Here is an 18,969-nt window from a genome sequence, read left to right as displayed (position 1 = left end):
GCTGAGTCGGATCGTATCCAGGCGCTCGCCTTGAACCATTCCCGACGCCGATCCGAACTACCTTCTGTGACCCGGGTAATGCTGTTCCTGTTCGTTCTCCTCGCCACCCTCACCCTTCCGGCCTCCCCCGCCGCCGCGCACGCCGCCCCGATCGGCGCCACCCCCGCGCCGGGCAGTGTGATCGGCTCCTCACCGTCCGAGGTGACGGTGACCTTCAGCGAACCGGTCACCCCGGTCGAGGGACGGGTGCAGGTGATCGCGCCGAACGGCGAACGGATCTCCGGGAAGGTGACCCTGGAGGGCACCACGCTCCGCATCCCGGTCCGGCAGGCGGAGAAGCCGCTGGGCACGTACCTGATCAGTTTCCGGGTGATCTCCGCGGACAGCCACCCGGTCGGCGGCGCGATCAGCTTCTCGGTCGGCGCCCCGTCGGAGCGGCCGGAGGCGCCGTCGGAGACGGTCCGGACCCATCCGACGGTCGAGGTCGCCGTCCCGGTCTTCAAGAGCATCGGGTACGCCGGTGTCACCCTGATCGCCGGCCCGGCCCTGTTCCTGGCGTTCCTGTGGCCGCGGGGCCGGTCCCGCGCGGGTGCGCTGAAAGCGGTCCGGGCCGGTCTGGCGCTGACCGCGATCGCCAGCCTGGGCGCCCTCACCACCTACGCCCAGCAGGGCTCCGGCACCCCGCTGTGGACGCTGTCGGCGGCGGAGCTGACCGAGACGGTGACCAGCGAGTTCGGCCTGCTGCTGATGGGCCGGCTGGTGATCCTGGGCGCGTTGACCGTACTCCTGCCGCCGTTGCTGCGCCGGGCGCCGCGAACCGTGCGGGAGCCGGCTCGTGTCCTGGCCGGCGCGGGCGGTCCCGATGTGACGGAGACGCCCCCGGCACCCCGGGAGAAGAAGACCCCGATCAGCGGGTACGCCGTCCTCGCGCTGTCCGCGGCCGGGCTCGCGACGTGGCCGCTGACCGGGCACGCGGTGGCCGCCCCGATGGCCGGTGTCACGGTCACCGCCGGGGTGGTGCACATGGCCGCGATGGCGGTGTGGATCGGTGGCCTGGTCACCCTGACGGTGTTCCTGCTGCGTGGCACCCATCAGCGGGTGCTCGGGGTGATCCTGCCGGTGTGGTCGCGCTGGGCCGCGATCGCGGTGCTGTGGCTGGTCTTCGCCGGGGCTATCCAGGCCGTGGTGCAGATGGGCAAGCTGTCCGCGCTGTGGGAGACCGGGTACGGAAAGCTGCTGGTCGCCAAGCTGGTGATCACCGCCGGGGTGCTGGTGGCGGCCGCCTTCGCGCGGAGGATGGTGCTCAACCGGGCGGCCGTGGCCGGGCTGCGCCGGACCGTCGGCATCGAGGTCGCGGCCGGGGTGGTGATCCTGGCGATCAGCTCGGTGCTGGTGCAGGTGGACCCGGGCCGGATCGCCGCCACCAAGGAGAAGGAGATCACCGGTCAGGGCTTCTCCGAGACGCTGACCAGCGATCTGTACGCGGTGCAGTTCAACATCTTCCCGGTCGAGCTGGGCGAGTACAACACCGTCCACGGGTTCCTCTACACCCCGGACGGCGGGCCGCTGCGGGCCGAGGAGTGGAAGGTCACCGCCCGGCTGACCGATCCCCCGCTGGAGGCGGTGGACCAGCCGATCGCCCCGCTGCCGGAGGGCAACCAGGCGCTCGGTTCGATGTCGTTCCCGCTGCCCGGCACGTACGAGGTCACCTTCACCATCCGGACCACCGAGATCGACCGGGCGAGCGTGACCACGAAGGTGACCGTCGGGAGGTGACAGATCGCCGCGTTCGGGGCATGAGACACCTGTGGACGTCTCGGTGAGCTCGGCAGGTGGCGACGGCGCCGTCGTGGTCAGCGTGCGCGGCACCCTGGACATGGACAACGCCGTGTTCCTGGCCGAGCGGCTGGGCGCCACCCTGGACCGGCCGGCGCCGCGGGTGGTGGTGGATCTGTCCGGGGTGCACTTCTGCGATTCGATCGGGCTCAGCACCTTCGTGGTGGGGCATCGGCGGGCCCGGGACGCCGGCGGCTGGCTGCGGCTGGCCTGCCCCGGCGAGTTCCTGGAACGGCTGCTCGACACGGTCGGCCTGACCCGGCGGATCGGCGTGTACCCGACCGTCGCCGACGCCCTGGCCGGCCGGCCCGGCTAACCTTCCGGCGTGCTGATCCTGCTCCCGCCCTCCGAAGGCAAGACCCCGGCTGTGTCCGGCGCCCCCGTCGACCCGTCGTCGCTGTGGCTGCCGGCGCTGGCCCCGGCCCGTACCCGGGTGATGAAGAAGCTCGTCGCCCTCTGCTCGCGCGCCAGCGAACGATCGATCGTGGACAGCCTGGCGGTGCTGGGGCTCAGCGACGGGCAGCGGGGCGAGATCACCCGCAACGCGGGGCTGCCGGACGCGCCGACGGCGCCGGCGTCGCGGATCTACACCGGAGTGCTGTACGAGGCGCTGGACCCGATCTCTCTCGAAATTTCGGCACAAGAGTGGCTTTATCGTACGGCGGTGGTCTTCTCCGGATTGTGGGGTGTGGTTCGGCTGGGTGATCACATCCCGGCGTACCGGTGCTCGGTCGGGGTCAGCCTGCCCGCCCCGATCGGGGGCCTCACCCCGTACTGGAGGAAGGTCTTGAAACCCACCCTGGACCAGGCCACCGCGGGAACCCCGGTGCTGGACCTGAGGTCCGGCGCCTACGCGGCGATGTGGGCGCCCGGCGGCAACGCGGCGGCCCTGCGGGTGCTGCAGGAGCGGATCGTCGGCGGGGTGGCGAAACGGTCCGTGGTGAGCCATTTCAACAAGGCCACCAAGGGCCGCCTGGTGCGGGCGCTGGCCGTCGAACAGGCCGCGCCCGCCTCGGTGGACGAGCTGGTCACCGCTCTGCGGGACCTGAAGTTCACGGTCGAGGAGCAGCCCGGCCCGGCCACCGGACCACGCCGGCTCGACGTGATCGTGACCGATCTGTAGGCCCTGCCCCGGCTCTACTCCGCGGACAGGATGTCGACCACGAACCGCAGGTCGCCGCGCTCCGGGCCGTAGGCGAGGGTGGCCGGCACGTCCAGCTGGATCCGGCTGCCCACCTTCTGCCCCGGGATGCCCTTGTCCCAGCCCTGGATGAGCCGGCCGACACCGATCTCGAAGCTGATCGGGTTGGACCGGCCGTTCGACCACGACGAGTCGATCACCTCGCCGCTGGTGTAGCCGATCAGCTTGTAGTTCACGCTGACGGTCTGCCCGGACTCGACCGCCTTGCCGGTGCCCGGCACCAGCTCCTTGATCGCCAGCTCGGAGAGCGTGCCGGTGCCGGTCTCGATCTGCGGCTCCTGGTCCAGCGGCGACACCGAGGCGGGCGCGGCGGCCGGCACCGGGCCGGCCGCGGCCTCGTCGCCGTCGTCGTCACGCACCACGAAGAAGACGGTCACCAGGACCGCGAAGACGAGCACGCCGCTGAGCACACCCGCAATCGCCTGGCCACGTCGCTTGCTGGTGGAGATGGTCTTGTCGCTCATCGTCGAACTCCCGGTCGGCAAGTCGGAAAACTCCGGACACGCTACTCGCAACGAGGGCGAACACGGCGAAGAACCTCCCCCGAATCGCCGATGCGGATGATCAACCGTCCGTTCGCACCCGGCTCCCCCTCTTCACCACCGGCCGGCCGGATGAGATCGTTTAGCACCCCTGCCCGCCCCGCACCAGTGTTGGAGGACCCTTGCGCCACTGGCGGGAGTACCTCGAACCGGCCGCGGTGATCCTGGCCGGAGTGCTGGTCGTGGTGCTCTTCGGGGTCTTCCTCCACCAGCGCGGGCGCGACGAGCCGAACGCCGCCGCGCCCACCCCGCCGGCCCTCCCGGCCGACCAGATCCCGATCCCACTGGCCAGCGTCGCCGCGTCACCGTCGGTCGCACCCGTCGACTCGATCGTGTACGAGCGGGTGCCGGTCGCCGATCGCGTCGACCTGGCCGCCGGGGGCCGCATCGACTGGGTGCACTGGGGCGAGGAGGGCCGCTTCTCGCTGGAACGCAAACCCGACGGCGCCTTCTCCATCCTGGAAGGCACCCCGACCGCGCCCCGCACCCGGCACACCGACAGCCCGGAACGATTCCGCTGGCCCGGCACCCCCGGCGCCACCAGCGGGATCAGCACGTGCGGCGAAGGCAACGGCTTCACCCTCTCGGCACCGGCCGGACCCGGCCGCAACACCCTCACGTTGTACGTCGGGGCGACCGCCGCCCGGGGCACCCTGGAAGTCGGTCTCAGTACCGACGACAGCAAGACGATCACCGATTCCTGGACGGTCGAGGGGGCCACCATGCAGACGACGGCCTACGTCATCTCGTACCGTGCTTCACGAACTGGCAAGATCTCCGTCAAATGGATCACCGCCGCATCGTTCGACGCTCCCTGCGGCGGCATCTCCCTGCAGGCCGCCACCTTGAGCTGACCTGCGTCGTCGCTTGACAGGACCGGTCGTACGGCCGGGAAAGGGGAACGTGTGTTCGCGGGCTGGGGATCGCGGGTCGCCCGTCACCGGTGGCCGGTACTCGTCGTCTCGCTCGTCGCGGTGATCGCCGCCGGCGGCTGGGGCTTCGGCGTGTTCGGGCAGCTCACCGAGGGCGGCTACAACGATCCGAGGAGCGAGTCGGCCCGAGCCGCCGAAGTGGCCGCCGCGGCCACCGGTGGACAGTCCGGCGACGTGATCGCGATCTACACGCCGGACACCGGCGACATCGACGACGCCGGCCTCACCCAGCGGATCACCGAACGGCTCGGCGCGCTGCCACAGTCCTCGGTCACCGCACAGACCTCGTACTGGGCGGACAAGCAGGAGACCCTCGCCGCCGCCGACAAACGCAGCGCGATCGCGATCATCACGCTGGCCGGTGACGACGACGCGGACAAGATGGCCGCGTACGGCGAGATCGCCGACTCGTTCTCGGTGTCCGGCGCGACGGTGCAGCTGGCCGGCGGCATCCCCCTCGGGCACGCCTCCACCGAGCGCTCCAACGACGACCTGCTCCTCGCCGAGGCGATCTCCCTGCCGATCGTGCTGATCCTGCTGCTGGTCATCTTCGGCTCCCTGGTCGCCGCCTCCCTGCCCGTCCTCATCGGCGGCTGCGCCGTCCTCGGCTCCCTCGGCTTCCTGCACGCCGTCGCGCTCACCCACGAGGTCAACTCGTTCGCCGTCAACGTGGCCAGCCTCCTCGGACTCGGCATGGCCATCGACTACGGGCTGTTCATGGTCGGCCGGTTCCGTGAGGAGCAGGCCGACCACGACACCGCCGAGGCGGTACGCCGGACCGTGGCCACCGCCGGCCGCACCGTGCTGTTCTCCGCCACCCTGCTGATGACCGCCCTCGCCGGGCTGCTGCTCTTCCCCCAGGGCTTCCTCAAATCCCTGGCGTACGGGGGACTCGCCGCCGTCTTCCTGGCCATGCTCCTGTCGCTGACCCTGCTGCCCGCCCTGCTCGCGGTACTCGGGCCACGCGTCGACAAGATCCCGGTACGGCTGCCCTTCGCGGCCGGCCGAGGCGACGGCGGCTGGGAACGCCTCGCCGCCTGGGTGCTCCGGCGACCGATCGCGGTAGCCGTACCCATCGTGCTCTCGCTCCTGGTCCTGGCCCTGCCGATCCTCGACGCCCGGTTCGGCGAGAACGACGAACGGCAACTGCCCGCCGGCGATCCGTCCCGGGTCGCGATCGAGACTCTCAAAGCCGACTACCCACAGTTCGGGGCGGACGGCGTACAGGTGGTGGTCCGGTCTCCTGATCTTCAACCGCGGGTCGTCGAAGACCTCGTCGTCAAACTCGGCAACGTCCCCGGCGTCCAGGCCGTCACCCCCAGCGGCGGCAACGGCACCGACGTGGCGGTCCTCAACGCCGACCTGAAGATCGCCGACGTGTTCAGCGACGAAGCCCGCCAGGCCGTCGACCGGATGCGCGCCCTGCCCGAACCCGTCGGCACCGAGATCCTGATCGGCGGCGCCACCGCCCGCAACGTCGACAGCCTGGAAGCCATCGGCGCCCGGCTGCCACTGATGATCGCGCTGCTCGCCGGGGCCACCCTGATCCTGATGTTCCTGGCGTTCGGCTCCATCCTGCTGCCGGTCAAGGCCGTGGTGATGAGCGCTCTCAGCCTCACCGCCACCTTCGGCTCCCTCGTCTGGATCTTCCAGGAGGGGCACGGGGCGTCCCTGCTCAACGTCACCCCGACACCCCTGGAAGCCGGCATCGTCGTCCTGATGGCCGCCGTCGTGTTCGGCCTGTCCACCGACTACGAGGTCTTCCTGCTCTCCCGGATGGTCGAAGCCCGGCTCCGCGGCGCCACCACCACCGAAGCCGTCACCATCGGCCTCACCCGCACCGGCCGGGTGATCAGCGCCGCCGCCCTGCTGCTCATCGTCGTCACCGGCGCGTTCTCCCTGTCGTCGGTCACCACCATGCGCTTCATCGGCGTCGGCATGATCATCGCGCTGGTGCTGGACGCCACCGTCGTCCGCGTCCTCCTCGTCCCCGCCGTCCTCCGCCTCCTCGGCGACGCCGCCTGGTGGGCGCCCGGCCCACTCCGGCGCCTCCAGGAGAAGGCCGGACTCGCCGAATACGCCGGTGAGGAGGAACCGACCGGACGGCACGCCTGGCGCCCGATCGTCGACGGAACAGTGGTCACCCGGGCACTTCCGGCCGCCCGGGTACAGGCCGCCCTGCCGTCCGGTCCGGCGTCGTCCGCCGATCCGGTGGTCCTCGACTACGAGGACTTCCTCAACTACATCTCCGGCAAGGACGATGCGATGGCCCATGCCGGCGGCCTGCTGCCCGACCGGCCCGTCCCGCCATCCGATTCCCCCACTGTCTCCCCGACCGGCGACGGTACGAGTGAGCCCGGCACCACCGGCAGACGCTCCCCCGGCCGCCACCGCACCGCCGACCTGTCCCCGTACGCCACCGCGTCCTCCGCCACCGAGGATCCGACGCCCATGTCCTCAGCCGTCACACCCTCCACCGATCCGGCCGAAGCCCCTGTCTCGGCCGACGACTCCGTCCGCTCGCCATCCGCGGAATCCGACGCCTCGGCGTCGCCAGCCGTCTCCACCGCAGGCCCGAATGCCGACATTTCCGGCCTCGAACCGAAGCCCGATCCAGTCGATTCGCTCCCGGACCCGACCACCGCCGACGCGTCGCCGACCGGAACCGCGCCTCCCCACTACGCACACGACGACATCGACGTCGCCCGCTCCGACGCGGCGGGCCTTGCCTCGGCAGACGCGCCCCCCGCCGCTCAGGCATCCTCCGAGGCTGCGCGGGCCACCTCGCCGGTCGAGGACACCCAGCTCATCTGGGCCGAGGTGGAAGCAAGCGTCACCGCCCCGATCGACCCGGAGACCATCTGGGCCGAGGTGGAGGCAACCCTGGCCGCCGGAGCCGAAACGGTCAAGGCCGACGCGCTCCCGCCCACATCCGGCGATCCAGCCCCCGACCAGGCACCCCAGCTCCCGGAGGAGAACCCCGACCCGGCGAGTACGCAGGTCCTCCGCCTGCCCCCACACCTGGCAGGAGAGACGGCGACCCAGGCGTTCCCGGTCCTGAACTCCACGTCCACCGTCAAACCGGCCAAGGCCGCCAAGCTGGCCGAGGCGGCGGCCTTGGCCGAGGCGGCAGCACTGGCCACCCCTACCAGGCCCGCGGATCCCACACCGAACATCCAGGAACCAGCGGGTACTTCAGACATTCCCGAAATCTCATCGCAAAACGACCGGGCCTTGGCCGACCTGCCCGCCGCTGATCTGCCCTCGACCGACCTGCCCGCAGCTCATCCGCCAGCAGCTGATCTGCCCGCAGCTGATCTGCTCCCAGCCGATCTGGCCTCAGGTGATCTATCTCCGGCCGACCCGCCCCGAGCTGCTCCGAACCCGACATATCCGACCCCGGACAACCTGACCTCGGACAATCTGACCTCGGACAATCTGGCCCCGGACGAACTGGCCCCGGACGAACTGGCCGCAGACAACCCGGTCGTAGACAACCCGGTCGCGGACGATCTGGTCGCAGACAACCCGGTCGCAGATGATCTGGTCGCAGACAACCCGGTCGCAGATGATCTGGTCGCGGACGACCCGGTCGCAGACAACCCGGTCACGGACAATCTGGTCTCCCCGCCCGAAGACACCGGACCGGCTGACCACACCACGGAACCCGCCGGCCACGGCGAGGACCACGCGGAACCTGCTCCAACCGACGATCCGGCAACAGACATCCCTGCAGCCGACCTGGCGAAAGGCATCCTCACAGACAGCCGGGCGGTAGACATCCCCGCGGCCGATCTCGCAGCGGACAGCCCCACGGCCAACCCGGTAGCAGAAGTCCGCCCGGACGTCCTGGCAGCAGAAGACGACTCGGCGGCGACCGACCCCGAGGACCGTCCGGCGGCGGAGGACTCATCCGATGATCTTGCAGCGAGTCGGGCTGCGGATGATCTGCCGACGGATGCGCCAACCGAACTCTCCACTGACACCGAGACCCTGGCCGAACCCGAACCCGAACCCGAACCCGCAGCCCCCACCGAGCCGGAAATCTCCGCGCCGGCAGCATCTGAACCGGCCAGCGATGTCGACCGGATCAGCAACGACGCAGAAGACATCGGCGCAAAAGACATCGGCGAGCTCACGGCCGAGGTTCCCGCGGAGAAGAACGTTCTGTCTAGGGAGGAAGAGCACGCGCCCGTCAGCGAGGCGACTCCCGAGAACGATGCAACGCCTGAGGTTGCCGCTACTCCCGAGGCTGCCGGAACTTCTGAAGTCGATGTGACTTCTGAAGTCGACACGACATCCGAGGTCAAAGCGGCGCCGGAGGTCGACGGGACGCCTGGGGTGGAAGAAACGCCTGAGGTCCAGGCGACGCCTGAAATCGACGAGACGTTTGAAGTCCAGGCAACGCCTGAAATTGACGAGACGTCTGAGGTCCAAACGACGCCTCAGCTCCATGTGATCGCGGGACGTGCCTCCATCGCCGAGATCGAGGCGGCGGAAGATGAACCAGGCTGGGCCCCTGCGGCAAGCAATCCGCCGAGGGCGGGACAGAACACTCCGACCGGCACGGACCGTGAAGACGACGCGAACGAAAACGCTGGCACCGCAGCGGTTGAGGAGTTCCCGGCCTTCCCGGAGGAGAACGTTCTGTCTAGCGAGGGCGACGGTTCCGCGGACAGCAAGGGGGACGGCTCTTCGGACGGCAAGGGAAACGGCTCCGCGGACAGTGTGGAGGACAATCCCTCAGACGCCCCAGAGGACGATTCCGCGGACAACGCGGACAACAATCCCTCAGACGCCCCAGAGGACGATTCCGCGGACAACGCGGACAACAATCCCTCAGACACCCCAGAGGACGACTCCGCGGACAGCGCGGAGGGCAGTTCTGCGGACGGCTCGGGGGACGGTCTGTCGGGCGGTGGGGGCGAGCGGGTGGAGAGTTCGGGGGCGGTAGTCGCGCCGGGGCCGGATCCGTTCGCGTGGCGGTCGGATCCTCGGCTGGCCAGTCTCATTTCGGCGGAGTCTGTCTCGGCTGAACCTGGCTCGTTCAACTGGCTTGATCCGGCTGCCGCACCCACCTCACCGGCTGCCGCACCTGAGGTCGGGGAAGAACGCCGGACAGTGCCGGGCTCCGCGCCGTCGGAACGGGAGCCGGTCGACCACGATCCGGTGAACCACGAGCCGGTGGGGCTGGAAGTGGTGGGGACCGGGCCGGATTCCGCTACGTCGGATGCTGGGGATTCCGGTAGCGGGATGACGGACGCGGCGGGGCCGTTGCCGTATGCGCCGGTTCCGGCCTGGTGGTCTGAGCCTGTCGGTGGGGCGCCGGGGACGGCTGCCGCCAAGCCTGTGGCTGACCTGCCGCATCCCTACCAGGAGGCGGTTTCCGCGCGGCGCCCGCAGGACCTGGGTGACTGGCTGGCTGATTCGCCGGGGAAAGCCGCTTCGCGGACCGGATCGGTCACCGATTCGAGTACCGCGCCGGACGTTTCCGTTGCCGACAGCCAGCCGGCGGACATCCGGCAGGCGGACACCCACGCACGGCGGCCGGCGACTCTTGATGAGTGGTTGAACCAGCCGGCGGCCGAGTCCGCCAACCGGCCGGGCAGCCTTGCTGATCTGCCCAAGTCGGTTCCGGCCGACCCGGAAACGATTCAGCCGGCGGCACCGGAGACGGCGAGCCAGGTGGTCCCGGCCGCTGAGACCACTGCGGCGCCCGAGGTCACCGTGATCGAAAGCGCCGGTCATCCTGCCGATGAGACGGCCGGGGCCGCTGCGGTCGACACCGCACCGAAGCCGAAGCCGAAGCCGGAGGCGGAGGCAGTGGCGGAGGTTGCCGCTGAAGCAGAGCCTGAGGCGAAGCCGGAGGCTGAGGCTGCCGCTGAGGCGGAGCCGGAAGTAGCCGCTGAAGCAGAGGTCGCCACGAGGGTGGAGGCCGTTTTCGAGCCCGCGGCGGCCGCCCAGCCTGATCCGGCTCCGGAACCTGCCGCTGACAGTCCGGAAACGGGCGAAAGTGACATCCCTGACGTGCTCGGCACGGCTTCGGAAATTGTGGGCGATTCCGGGCCGGTAAGCGCGCCCAGCGCACCCGTCGAAGCCGCGAGCGAACCGGGTACGGGGGCGGGGCGGCGACCGCAGACGCTGGATGAGGTGCTGGCCGCGGGGCCGGTGCAGCGGGTGCGGGACGAGGCCGGTGGTTCGGTGCCGGGCGGGAGTGACGTCGCGGTGGAGGGGATCCGGAACGAGATCGAGTACCAGCGGGGGCGGCGGCCGGAGACTCTGGACGACCGGCTTCGGGGGACGATTCGGCCGGCCACTCTCGCTGATCACCTGCCGGAGCATGGGCGGGCGGTTCAGCGGCCGGCCAACAGCGGGCCGTCGTGGACGGCCGGGTCGGGTGAGCACCCCTACGATCGGCAGTCGCAGCGACCGGCGTCCCTCGCCGACCACCCGAAACCGGCACGTGCCGAGAGCGGGCGGGCCGACACGATCCGGGCCGAAGCCGGCGGAGGCGAAGCGGAACAGGGCGACGGCGCGCGGAGTGAACGGGAGACCGGGACCGGCGCCTGACGTCGGTGTGGGCTGTGCGCCGTCCGGGGCCGGAAACGGGAGGCCCCTGGCGGCGCTGTCGTTCACCCGTACCGCAATCGGATGTTGATCGGAAAGTGTGGGCACGGCCGGTGACAGGCATCCCTTGCCGGATGCCGCCGTCGGCCGATAGGACTGCGGTTAAGTACAGTGCGTGCGGTTACCGACAGAGGGGATGCAGGAATGACCGGCAGTGCCGACCCGGGCGCCGTGGGTGTGGACCCGGAGCGACTCGCGATCTGCCTCGCGGTTCTGGCCGAGGTGGAGGAGCTGGCGCCGGAGCATCCGGACGCGGTGGCGATCCGGCGAGCGACGGCCGGCGTGTTCAAGTCGGTGAAGGTGCGGCGGCGCAAGGATCGCCGGGCCGCGGTGATCGCGCACGACCGGTCGGTGACCGAGGCGACCGCTACCGGCGCGCCGGGGCGGATCGATGACGAGACGGCCGGGATTCCGCTGAAGAGCACCGTGCCGGGCGCCACCGCGGGGGTGCTGAAGCAGGCGCGCGGCTGTTACACGTGCAAGCAGCGGTTCACCGTGGTGGACGCGTTCTACCACCAGCTCTGCCCGGAGTGTGCGGCGCTCAACCACTCACGGCGGGACGCGCGCACCGATCTGACCGGCCGGACCGCGCTGCTCACCGGTGGACGGGCCAAGATCGGCATGTACATCGCGCTGCGCCTGCTGCGGGACGGGGCGGATCTGACGATCACCACGCGGTTCCCGCATGACGCGGTGCGCCGGTTCTCGGCGATGCCGGACAGTGCGGACTGGCTGCACCGGCTGCGGGTGGTCGGCATCGATCTGCGGGATCCGGCGCAGGTGGTGGGGCTGGCCGAGTCGGTGGCGGCGCGCGGCCCGCTGGACATTCTGATCAACAACGCGGCCCAGACGGTACGCCGTACGGCCGGCTCGTACTCCGAGTTGGTCGCCGCCGAGACGGCCCCGCTTCCGGACGGACCGCTGCCCGCGCTGGAGTATTTCGCCGCCCAGGCCTCGATCGGCTCCTCGCCGGCGGCGGCGCTGACCGCGGCCACCCCGCCGACGCTGTCCCCGGAGCAGGTGACGTCGATGGCGCTGACCGCACGGTCGGTGGCGATCGACGCGGGCGGGCTGATCCCGGACGTGACGGCGACGAACAGCTGGAGCGACCGGGTGCACGAGGTGGCCCCGCTGGAGCTGCTGGAGGTGCAGCTCTGCAATGTGACCGCCCCGTTCATCCTGGTGAGCCGGTTGCGGTCGGCGATGGCGGCGTCGAAATTCCCCCGCCGGTACGTGGTGAACGTGTCCGCCATGGAAGGCATCTTCGCCCGCGGGTACAAGGGCGCCGGCCACCCGCACACCAACATGGCGAAGGCGGCGCTGAACATGCTGACCCGGACCAGCGCCGATGACATGTTCGCCGACGGCATCCTGATGACCAGTGTCGACACCGGCTGGATCACCGACGAGCGCCCGCATCCGACGAAGATGCGGCTGCACGAGGAGGGTTTCCACGCCCCGCTGGATCTGGTGGACGGCGCGGCCCGGGTGTACGACCCGATCATCCGTGGTGAGGCGGGCGAGGACGTGTACGGCTGTTTCCTGAAGGATTACGCGCCGGTCGCCTGGTAGGGGTGTGCGAAAAGCCGCCCCTCGGGTGAGGGGCGGCCTTTTCACTAGCTCAGCGGGCCCTTGTTGTCGCCACCACCGGCGTAGGGCGGCTGATTGTCCGAGCCACCGCCACCGTACGGCGGCTGGTTGTCCGGGCTACCGCCACCGCCACCGTAGGGCGGCTTGTTGTCGGGGTAACCGCCGCCACCACCGTACGGTGGGTCGAACTTGCCGCCCTTGTCGTACGGTCCCTTCGGGCCGTTGTACTTCTGGTACGGGTTGAACGGAATGCCGTTCAGCTTGCCGTACTTGACACCCTTCTTGAACTTGAACGGGTGGGTGTAGCCGCCGCCGACGTGGAACGGCTTACCGAAGTGGTTGGGCTTGTAGGGCCAGCCACCGGGCCAGCCGCCGTTCCACTTGTTCCAGTACCAGTCGTTCTCCTCGACCTGGAGCACCCAGACGTTGCCCCAGCCGGGCACCCACGCCGGGAAGCAGTAGTAGTCCGACCAGGCCCGGTTGCGCTCGCCCCACCAGCCGGCCTTGTTGCACTCCCACTGGTTGTAGTAGTACCCGACGACGTATTCGTCGTCCCAATCCCAGTAGGGGCCACTCTTCGCGGTGGCGCTGCCGGTCGTGGTCGCAGCGTCGGCGGGCGTCGCCTGCGCCGGAGTGATCCCGAGCATCGCACCGGCCGCCAGGGTCATGCTGGCGAGTGCCAGCATGCGCTTTGCGTTTTTCATGTCACACCTTTTCAGGACATATCGCCATGACCTGCGTAGCTCATCACGGGCCTCCGTGAGGTATCGGGCGATCAGGCGAAACCTGACCGTTCGGACGACCCGCCGGGTGTCCGTAGGGCCGAATGTCGGCGCGACGGGATTGAACCCGGGATAACCGCTCTGAACAGGTGTTCTGCCGGCTGCGAGACGGGTGGGCCCGGCGATACCGCGGACCGCCGGGACACCGGGGAATCTCGATGACGGCCAATCCCGGGCCCGGTGGTCAGCGGCGATCGGGGACCACCGGGCCGGGCGGGATCAGTCGAGTTCGGTGACGTAGCCGATCAGGTGGGCCAGGGCGGCGTTCCAGTTGATCGTCAACTCGTTGGTGGACCACGACTGGATGTCGTCGATGTAGCAGAACTGGCCGACACACCCCTGCAGCAGGCTCTGCGCGACCGGGTCCTGGATCGACGAGTTCGGCCCGCCGGCCAGGGTGCCCGGCGGCGGGTGCGGCAGCGACGGGTCGAGCTGGGCGGCGTACCAGCGGCTGTGCTGGTTCTCCGCGGCCACCTCGCCGTACCCGGTGACGTAGGAGATGTTCAGCGCGTTCCGGCCGAACAGGTAGTCCAGGCCGGTGAGCAGACCGGTCCGGTACCTGTCCCGGCCGGTGATCCGGTGCGCCGCCGCGATCACCACCAGGTTGTTGGCGATGACACTGCTGGAACCCCAGTCCCAGACGTTGCCGGTGGGCGCGTAGGCGACGCCGTACGGGTGGGAGCGCTGGATCGCCAGGTACTTGTCCGCACCCGCGGCCACCTGCGCCTTCACCGACGACAGGCCGGGCAGCCGGTTCGGGGTCAGGGCCAGATCGATCTTCGCGGCCGCGGCGGTGCTCGCCCAGTCGAAGGCGACCGGGCCGAACACGTCGGCGGTGTGCTCGGGTGAGGACAGCACGTCGGTCGCGTACTTCTTCTCACCGGTGGTCAGGAACAGCTCCGCCGCCGCCCAGTAGAAGTCGTCGCTGACCTTGCTGTCGTTGTACGCGCCACCGCCCACGTTGTCGGACTCCGGGGCGTACAGCGCGGGGTTGGCTTTCGCCGCCGCATAGGCGGTGCGCGCCGCGGCCAGCGCCCGTTTCGTGAACGCCGCGTCGTACGGCTTGTACAGTCGCGCGGCCTGGGCGGCGGTGGCGGCCAGGTTCAGGGTCGCGGCGGTGGAGACCGGGTGCAGCTCACGGGGCTGCGGGTCCAGATGCGGCAGCAGCGGCAGGCCGGTCCACTCCCGGTCGTGGATCTTGTGGTGCACCAGGCCGGTCGGCGCCTGCATGCTGAGCAGGAAGTCGAGCTCCCAGCGGGCCTCGTCGAGGATGTCCGGGACGCGGTCGCCGCTCTCCGGGATGCTCAGGTTCAGTTTGCGGGAGCCGCGGTTGTGCTCGTACTCGGCGAGCAGGCCCCACACCGAGATACCGCCGTTGACCACGTATTTGCCGTGGTCGCCGGCGTCGTACCAGCCGCCGCTGACGTCCAGGGTGTAGTCGCAGACGCCGGGCTGGCACGGGACCGCGGTGTCGCCCTGGTTGGGTGCGACGCCGACATGGCCGGCCGGGCGCGCGTAGCCGGGGCGCAGGTCGTCGCGGATCGCGATGCCGCTGCGCTGGGTGTAGTACATCTTCAGAGCATCGGAGCGGAGATTGCGGTACGCCCGGTCGCCGATGTCGAAGGGCCGGGAGGTCTCGCCGTCGGTGGTGATGGTGAGGCCGCCGGCGTTCTTTCGGACATTTCCGAAATCGATGGTGTGGACGTTCTGCCCGGAGGAGGCGTCGACCCCGCGCGGAACCGTTCTGCCTTTCTGAATAGCTCTGCCCGATCCATCCTTCAAGATCCACGGCAAGGCGGTGGTCGAGGAGGTCACCAGAGTCGCGCCCTTGGGACCGTCGGGCAGATAGGCGACCTGGTTCACCCGCACCCGCGGGCCGGTGTCCGGCTCGTAGACCTCCGGCGGAACCCCGCCCACCAGCGAGACGTTGTCCACGCAGAACCGCCACGGGTCCGGGCTGCCCCCGACCTGGAAGGCGACCTGTCCCTGCTCGGTGCTGGCGTTCGCGGTGAACGTCCACTCGTAGTGCTGCCAGTCGCCGAGGATCGGCGACTGCTCGAAATAGGTGTCGTAGGGGTCGACCGACAGCCCGGTGATGGCCCGGACCACGTGCCCGGCGTCGCCGGAGGCGTCGAAGCTGAACCGGTAGGACTCACCGGCGACGAGGGCGATGTCGTTCTGGCCGATCGCGGCGTCCCAGCGGTTGACGGTGCCGCCCGGGACGTCCACGCAGGCGCGGCCGTCGGTCAGGGCGATGGCCATGCCCGCGTTGGCCCAGAACGGGTCGGTGCCGTTGTCGAAGGTGCCGTTGACTACTTGTTCGACCTCATCGGCGTACGCCGGGGCGGCTGCTCCGGCTACCAGTAGCGCGGCGATGGTGGCGATCGTGCGGGAGCGCTCCCATAGATGCATGGACACATACTGATTGCGAGTGTGTTACGGCGTCAACGGCCCTGATCGCGGATCCACGCGTCGATCAGCCCACCGAAGTGCGCCAGGAACTTCTCGTGCTCGTGCACCGGATACATCGCCCGCACCGTCTCCCGCAGCAGCGAACGGAACTCCTCCGAGGAGACCCAGTCGTACACGATCTCATCGACGCTCTTCAAATGCGTCTCACAGAACTCCTGATACCGGTCGATCTCGAAGTAGTCGTCGGCGAGCTTCCGGTAACCCCGCAACTTCTCCTGATAGGTCCGGTCCGAATCGGCGATCGCGAAATACTCCGCCGTGTCCATGTCCAGACGCGGTCGCCGCCCGGTCACCACACAGAAGACCGTCCACCGAACCAGTGCCGCCATCGCCCACGGGAAGTAGTAGTGCAGCGAGGTCACCGCCACGTCCGGGCACGCGTTCGCATAGTCGATCGGGTGCACCTCGTCGCCGCTCACCAGCGACTCACACGAATTGAACTCCCACCGGAAGAACGCGTTGACCAGCCGGGAGATGGTCACCACCTCGTCACCGGCGGCATCCGACAGGAAACCGTGATCCACCTCGTACCGGGCATGCATGGGTTGTTCCGGCCGGAACTTCATCACCATCGTCTCCGGCCCGATGCTCAGACTCCGGGCGAAGACGTCATAGCCCTCCACCGACGCCTGCAGATGCATCAGCCGCTCCCCCGACGCGTCATAGGCCGCGTGCAACTCGTCCGGATTCCGGATCCTCGAAACCCCCACCCAGGCCCCACCGTCGTACGGCTTCATCCACAGCGGATAACCGATCGACGCCGCCGAGGCCTCCAGATCGAACGGCCGGTTGTAGCGCGCCGCCGTATACGCCCACCGTGAGTTCTCCAGCGGATTCTTGAACGGCACCAGAACCGTCTCCGGAATCTTCAGCCCCAGCCGCATCATCGCGCAGTAGGCGGCGTGCTTCTCCATCGACTGGAAGGTGAACGGGCTGTTCAACAGGTAGACGTCGTCCATCAGCGCGATCTTCTTCAGCCATTCGCGCGGGTGGTAGTACCAGTAGGCCAGCCGGTCGATCACCAGGTCGTGCCTCGGCTTGTCGCGCAGATTGAACGGCTCGATCGTCACCCGCACCGGCCGGGCCCGATGCGTCCGCCCGCCCGGCCCGGACACCGTGCCCAGCCGGCGCAGCAACGCCTCATAGGCGCGCGGCCAGTCGTCCTCGGTACCCAGCAACAGTCCGATGGTGTGCTCGACGTCGGCCACGTCGCCTCCCTCTCGTCAGTCCGGCCACACCCGCCGCAGCAGATCGGTCAGGTGTGGATGCAGCGCGTCGCGCCAGCCGGTCCAGGTGTGCGCGTCCGGGTTCTCCACGAACGCCAGGGGATACCCCTGTTTCCGCAGCGCATCCGCCATGTCCCGGTTGTTCGCCAGGTTCTCCTCGGCGGCGCCGCAGGTCAGCGTGGCCGGAATCGCGGGACCGGTGCCCTCGTGCCGCACCCGGTAGACGAACCGCACGATCCTGGGCCAATATCGGAAACCGGACTCGGTGCCGTCGTACCGGGGCTGGAAGTAGCTCCCGGACTGCAGGAACAGGCCCGCGAACGTCTCCGGGAACCGCCGTTGCGCGTGCAGCATCGCCAGCGCGCCCAGACTCGCCCCGGCGCCCACCACCCGGGCGCCGCCCAGCCGGGCCCGGATCCGCGGCAGGATCTCCCGGGCCAGCGTGCGGGCGTAGGCCGGGGAGGCGGAGTAGTCCGCGTCCCGGTTTCCGGGCGGAAGCAACACCAGGTGGTACGGCGGAACCCGCCCGTCCCGGATCACCGCGGCGGTGTAGTCGAGTAGCCCGCCGGCCCGCTGGTACTCCGGCCCGTCGTGCACCACCAGTATCCGGTCGGTCCCCGGCTCGTGCGCCGGTTCCGTCCTCGGCTCTTGCCGCGGTTCTCTCGCCGTCTCTCTCAGCGGTTCTCCCGCCGTTTCATTCAGCGGTTCTCTCGCCGTTTCGTTCAGCGGTTCTCCCGCCGTTTCATTCAGCGGGGACCAGATCCGGGCGTCGCCGATCCGGCGCCATCGCCCGCTCGCGCGGGGAAGCCGCAGCCAATCCGGCTCCCGATAGCCCGGACAGCGCAACTCCCCCGGCTCGGACACCCGGCGGCCGTCGCGATGCAGCAACTCCAGCCGGTACTCCAGGCGGTGCAGCGGCGGCCGCTCCCGGTGGTACTCCCAGGCGGCGCTCTCCGGCCGAAAACTCAGCTCGGCCCGGAACGCCGACGAGAACAGCGACACCCCGGCCAGGACACGCTCGACATCCGGCACCCGAAACCGCAGCAGGCTGCCCTCACACCAGGCCCCGGCGGTCGCCTCCATCTCCGCACCCTAGCGCCGCACGGCCGCTCCCGCTCGGGATGCGCCCCGTCCCTCTCCCGCCCCTCATTTTCGCCCTCTGCTTCCTCTCGCCGTGCTCCCGTCCCGCGCGGCTCGCGTGGCACTGCCCTCGATGGGCCGGGCAGAACCTAGAGTCGACCGCATGCGGATCCGGATCGAAGGTGACCAGATGCCCGGCCGGACCGGGGCACCACAGGCCGAACAACTGCGACTCGGTGGCGTCGAGGTGGGCGTACAGCGCCGCAAGGAGGTGGTGGACCGCATCCCGGTGAACGCCGACCGCGCCGTCTGGGAACTGGACGTCGACTCCCGCGAGGTGGACGGCCTGATCGACGTCGGCGGCCCCTGGGTGCACGGCCGCCCCGGAGCCCGCTTCCTGTACCTCTCCTGGGGATCCACCGGCACCGGCGAGTTCACCGGCTTCCGCCGGGCCAAACTGATGTTCGGCGACATCCCCGGCGACCTGCTCCGCTCCGCCACCACCGGAGACCGCGTCCTGGTAGCCCGTCTCGGCCTGACCGGCCCGGACGGCGGCCCCCGCTGCGCCCGGGTCAAACCCCCGGACATCACCTGGACCCTGGAGTGAGACCACGCGCCGTCGGCGGTCTCGCGGGGTGACCGTGCTTACAACCTGGCCGGGAGCCCGGAATCCGGCCGTCG

Annotated in this window: 12 protein-coding genes; 7 read left to right on the top strand and 5 right to left on the bottom strand. The window is 69.8% G+C overall.

All coding sequences use genetic code 11. The annotated features are described in order from the left end of the window. Positions 1–66 precede the first annotated feature (66 nt). The 3 genes from ACQ0O7_RS11495 to ACQ0O7_RS11485 are packed head-to-tail and all read left to right on the top strand — an operon-like array spanning position 67 to position 2,959. Positions 67–1,776 (top strand): copper resistance CopC/CopD family protein, encoded by a 1,710-nt coding sequence (locus tag ACQ0O7_RS11495; protein WP_430781962.1) that lies wholly within the window; start codon positions 67–69, stop codon positions 1,774–1,776. 43 nt (positions 1,777–1,819) lie between these two features. After that, positions 1,820–2,152 carry an STAS domain-containing protein gene (locus tag ACQ0O7_RS11490; protein ID WP_430781961.1) on the top strand — a complete coding sequence of 111 codons (333 nt, stop codon included), beginning with the start codon at positions 1,820–1,822 and terminating at the stop codon, positions 2,150–2,152. A 9-nt stretch (positions 2,153–2,161) separates the two neighbouring features. Continuing rightward, positions 2,162–2,959, top strand: a complete 798-nt coding sequence (locus ACQ0O7_RS11485; RefSeq protein WP_430781959.1) for a YaaA family protein — start codon at positions 2,162–2,164, stop codon at positions 2,957–2,959. 14 nt (positions 2,960–2,973) lie between these two features. Here ACQ0O7_RS11485 and ACQ0O7_RS11480 read toward each other — a convergent pair whose 3' ends face one another. Further along, on the bottom strand, positions 2,974–3,501 hold the full coding sequence (locus tag ACQ0O7_RS11480; protein WP_430781958.1) for an FKBP-type peptidyl-prolyl cis-trans isomerase: 528 nt from the start codon (positions 3,499–3,501) through the stop codon (positions 2,974–2,976). Positions 3,502–3,701: 200 nt separating this feature from the next. Between ACQ0O7_RS11480 and ACQ0O7_RS11475 the strand changes: the two genes are divergently transcribed. The 3 genes from ACQ0O7_RS11475 (at position 3,702) to ACQ0O7_RS11465 (ending at position 12,710) form a co-directional block, all read left to right on the top strand. Beyond that, on the top strand, positions 3,702–4,433 hold the full coding sequence (locus ACQ0O7_RS11475) for a hypothetical protein (RefSeq protein WP_430781957.1): 732 nt from the start codon (positions 3,702–3,704) through the stop codon (positions 4,431–4,433). A gap of 51 nt (positions 4,434–4,484) precedes the next feature. Next, positions 4,485–11,081: an MMPL family transporter gene (locus tag ACQ0O7_RS11470; protein WP_430781956.1), complete on the top strand. Its 6,597-nt coding sequence runs from the start codon at positions 4,485–4,487 to the stop codon at positions 11,079–11,081. Between the two features lie 201 nt (positions 11,082–11,282). Next, positions 11,283–12,710 carry an SDR family NAD(P)-dependent oxidoreductase gene (locus ACQ0O7_RS11465; protein WP_430781955.1) on the top strand — a complete coding sequence of 476 codons (1,428 nt, stop codon included), beginning with the start codon at positions 11,283–11,285 and terminating at the stop codon, positions 12,708–12,710. Positions 12,711–12,754: 44 nt separating this feature from the next. Here the strand turns inward: ACQ0O7_RS11465 and ACQ0O7_RS11460 are convergent, their stop codons facing one another. From ACQ0O7_RS11460 to ACQ0O7_RS11445, 4 genes are all read right to left on the bottom strand, one after another. Continuing rightward, positions 12,755–13,432 carry a hypothetical protein gene (locus ACQ0O7_RS11460; protein WP_430781954.1) on the bottom strand — a complete coding sequence of 226 codons (678 nt, stop codon included), beginning with the start codon at positions 13,430–13,432 and terminating at the stop codon, positions 12,755–12,757. Positions 13,433–13,729: 297 nt separating this feature from the next. Next, complete coding sequence (locus tag ACQ0O7_RS11455) at positions 13,730–15,922, bottom strand: glycoside hydrolase family 9 protein (RefSeq protein WP_430781953.1); 2,193 nt, start codon at positions 15,920–15,922, stop codon at positions 13,730–13,732. A 32-nt stretch (positions 15,923–15,954) separates the two neighbouring features. Further along, positions 15,955–17,190, bottom strand: coding sequence for an ATP-grasp domain-containing protein (locus ACQ0O7_RS11450; protein ID WP_430781952.1), 1,236 nt, complete (start codon positions 17,188–17,190; stop codon positions 15,955–15,957). A gap of 15 nt (positions 17,191–17,205) precedes the next feature. After that, positions 17,206–18,291 carry an alpha/beta hydrolase gene (locus ACQ0O7_RS11445; RefSeq protein ID WP_430781951.1) on the bottom strand — a complete coding sequence of 362 codons (1,086 nt, stop codon included), beginning with the start codon at positions 18,289–18,291 and terminating at the stop codon, positions 17,206–17,208. A 160-nt stretch (positions 18,292–18,451) separates the two neighbouring features. Between ACQ0O7_RS11445 and ACQ0O7_RS11440 the strand changes: the two genes are divergently transcribed. Beyond that, positions 18,452–18,895, top strand: a complete 444-nt coding sequence (locus tag ACQ0O7_RS11440; RefSeq protein WP_430781949.1) for a DUF5990 family protein — start codon at positions 18,452–18,454, stop codon at positions 18,893–18,895. The last annotated feature ends 74 nt before the right edge of the window (positions 18,896–18,969 follow it).

Source organism: Actinoplanes sp. G11-F43 (genome assembly GCF_050589265.1).
In the GTDB taxonomy this organism is placed as follows: Bacteria; Actinomycetota; Actinomycetes; order Mycobacteriales; family Micromonosporaceae; genus Actinoplanes.
The sequence above is the reverse complement of the archived record's forward strand: the minus strand, read 5'-3'. Positions and strand labels throughout refer to the sequence as shown.

Bases quoted from the DNA above. Each gene is read 5' to 3' on its own strand.
- ACQ0O7_RS11480 (WP_430781958.1), bottom strand. From the start codon at position 3,501: ATGAGCGACAAGACCATCTCCACCAGCAAGCGACGTGGCCAGGCGATT.
- ACQ0O7_RS11465 (WP_430781955.1), top strand. From the start codon at position 11,283: ATGACCGGCAGTGCCGACCCGGGCGCCGTGGGTGTGGACCCGGAGCGA.
- ACQ0O7_RS11460 (WP_430781954.1), bottom strand. From the start codon at position 13,432: ATGAAAAACGCAAAGCGCATGCTGGCACTCGCCAGCATGACCCTGGCG.
- ACQ0O7_RS11455 (WP_430781953.1), bottom strand. From the start codon at position 15,922: ATGCATCTATGGGAGCGCTCCCGCACGATCGCCACCATCGCCGCGCTA.
- ACQ0O7_RS11445 (WP_430781951.1), bottom strand. From the start codon at position 18,291: ATGGAGGCGACCGCCGGGGCCTGGTGTGAGGGCAGCCTGCTGCGGTTT.
- ACQ0O7_RS11440 (WP_430781949.1), top strand. From the start codon at position 18,452: ATGCGGATCCGGATCGAAGGTGACCAGATGCCCGGCCGGACCGGGGCA.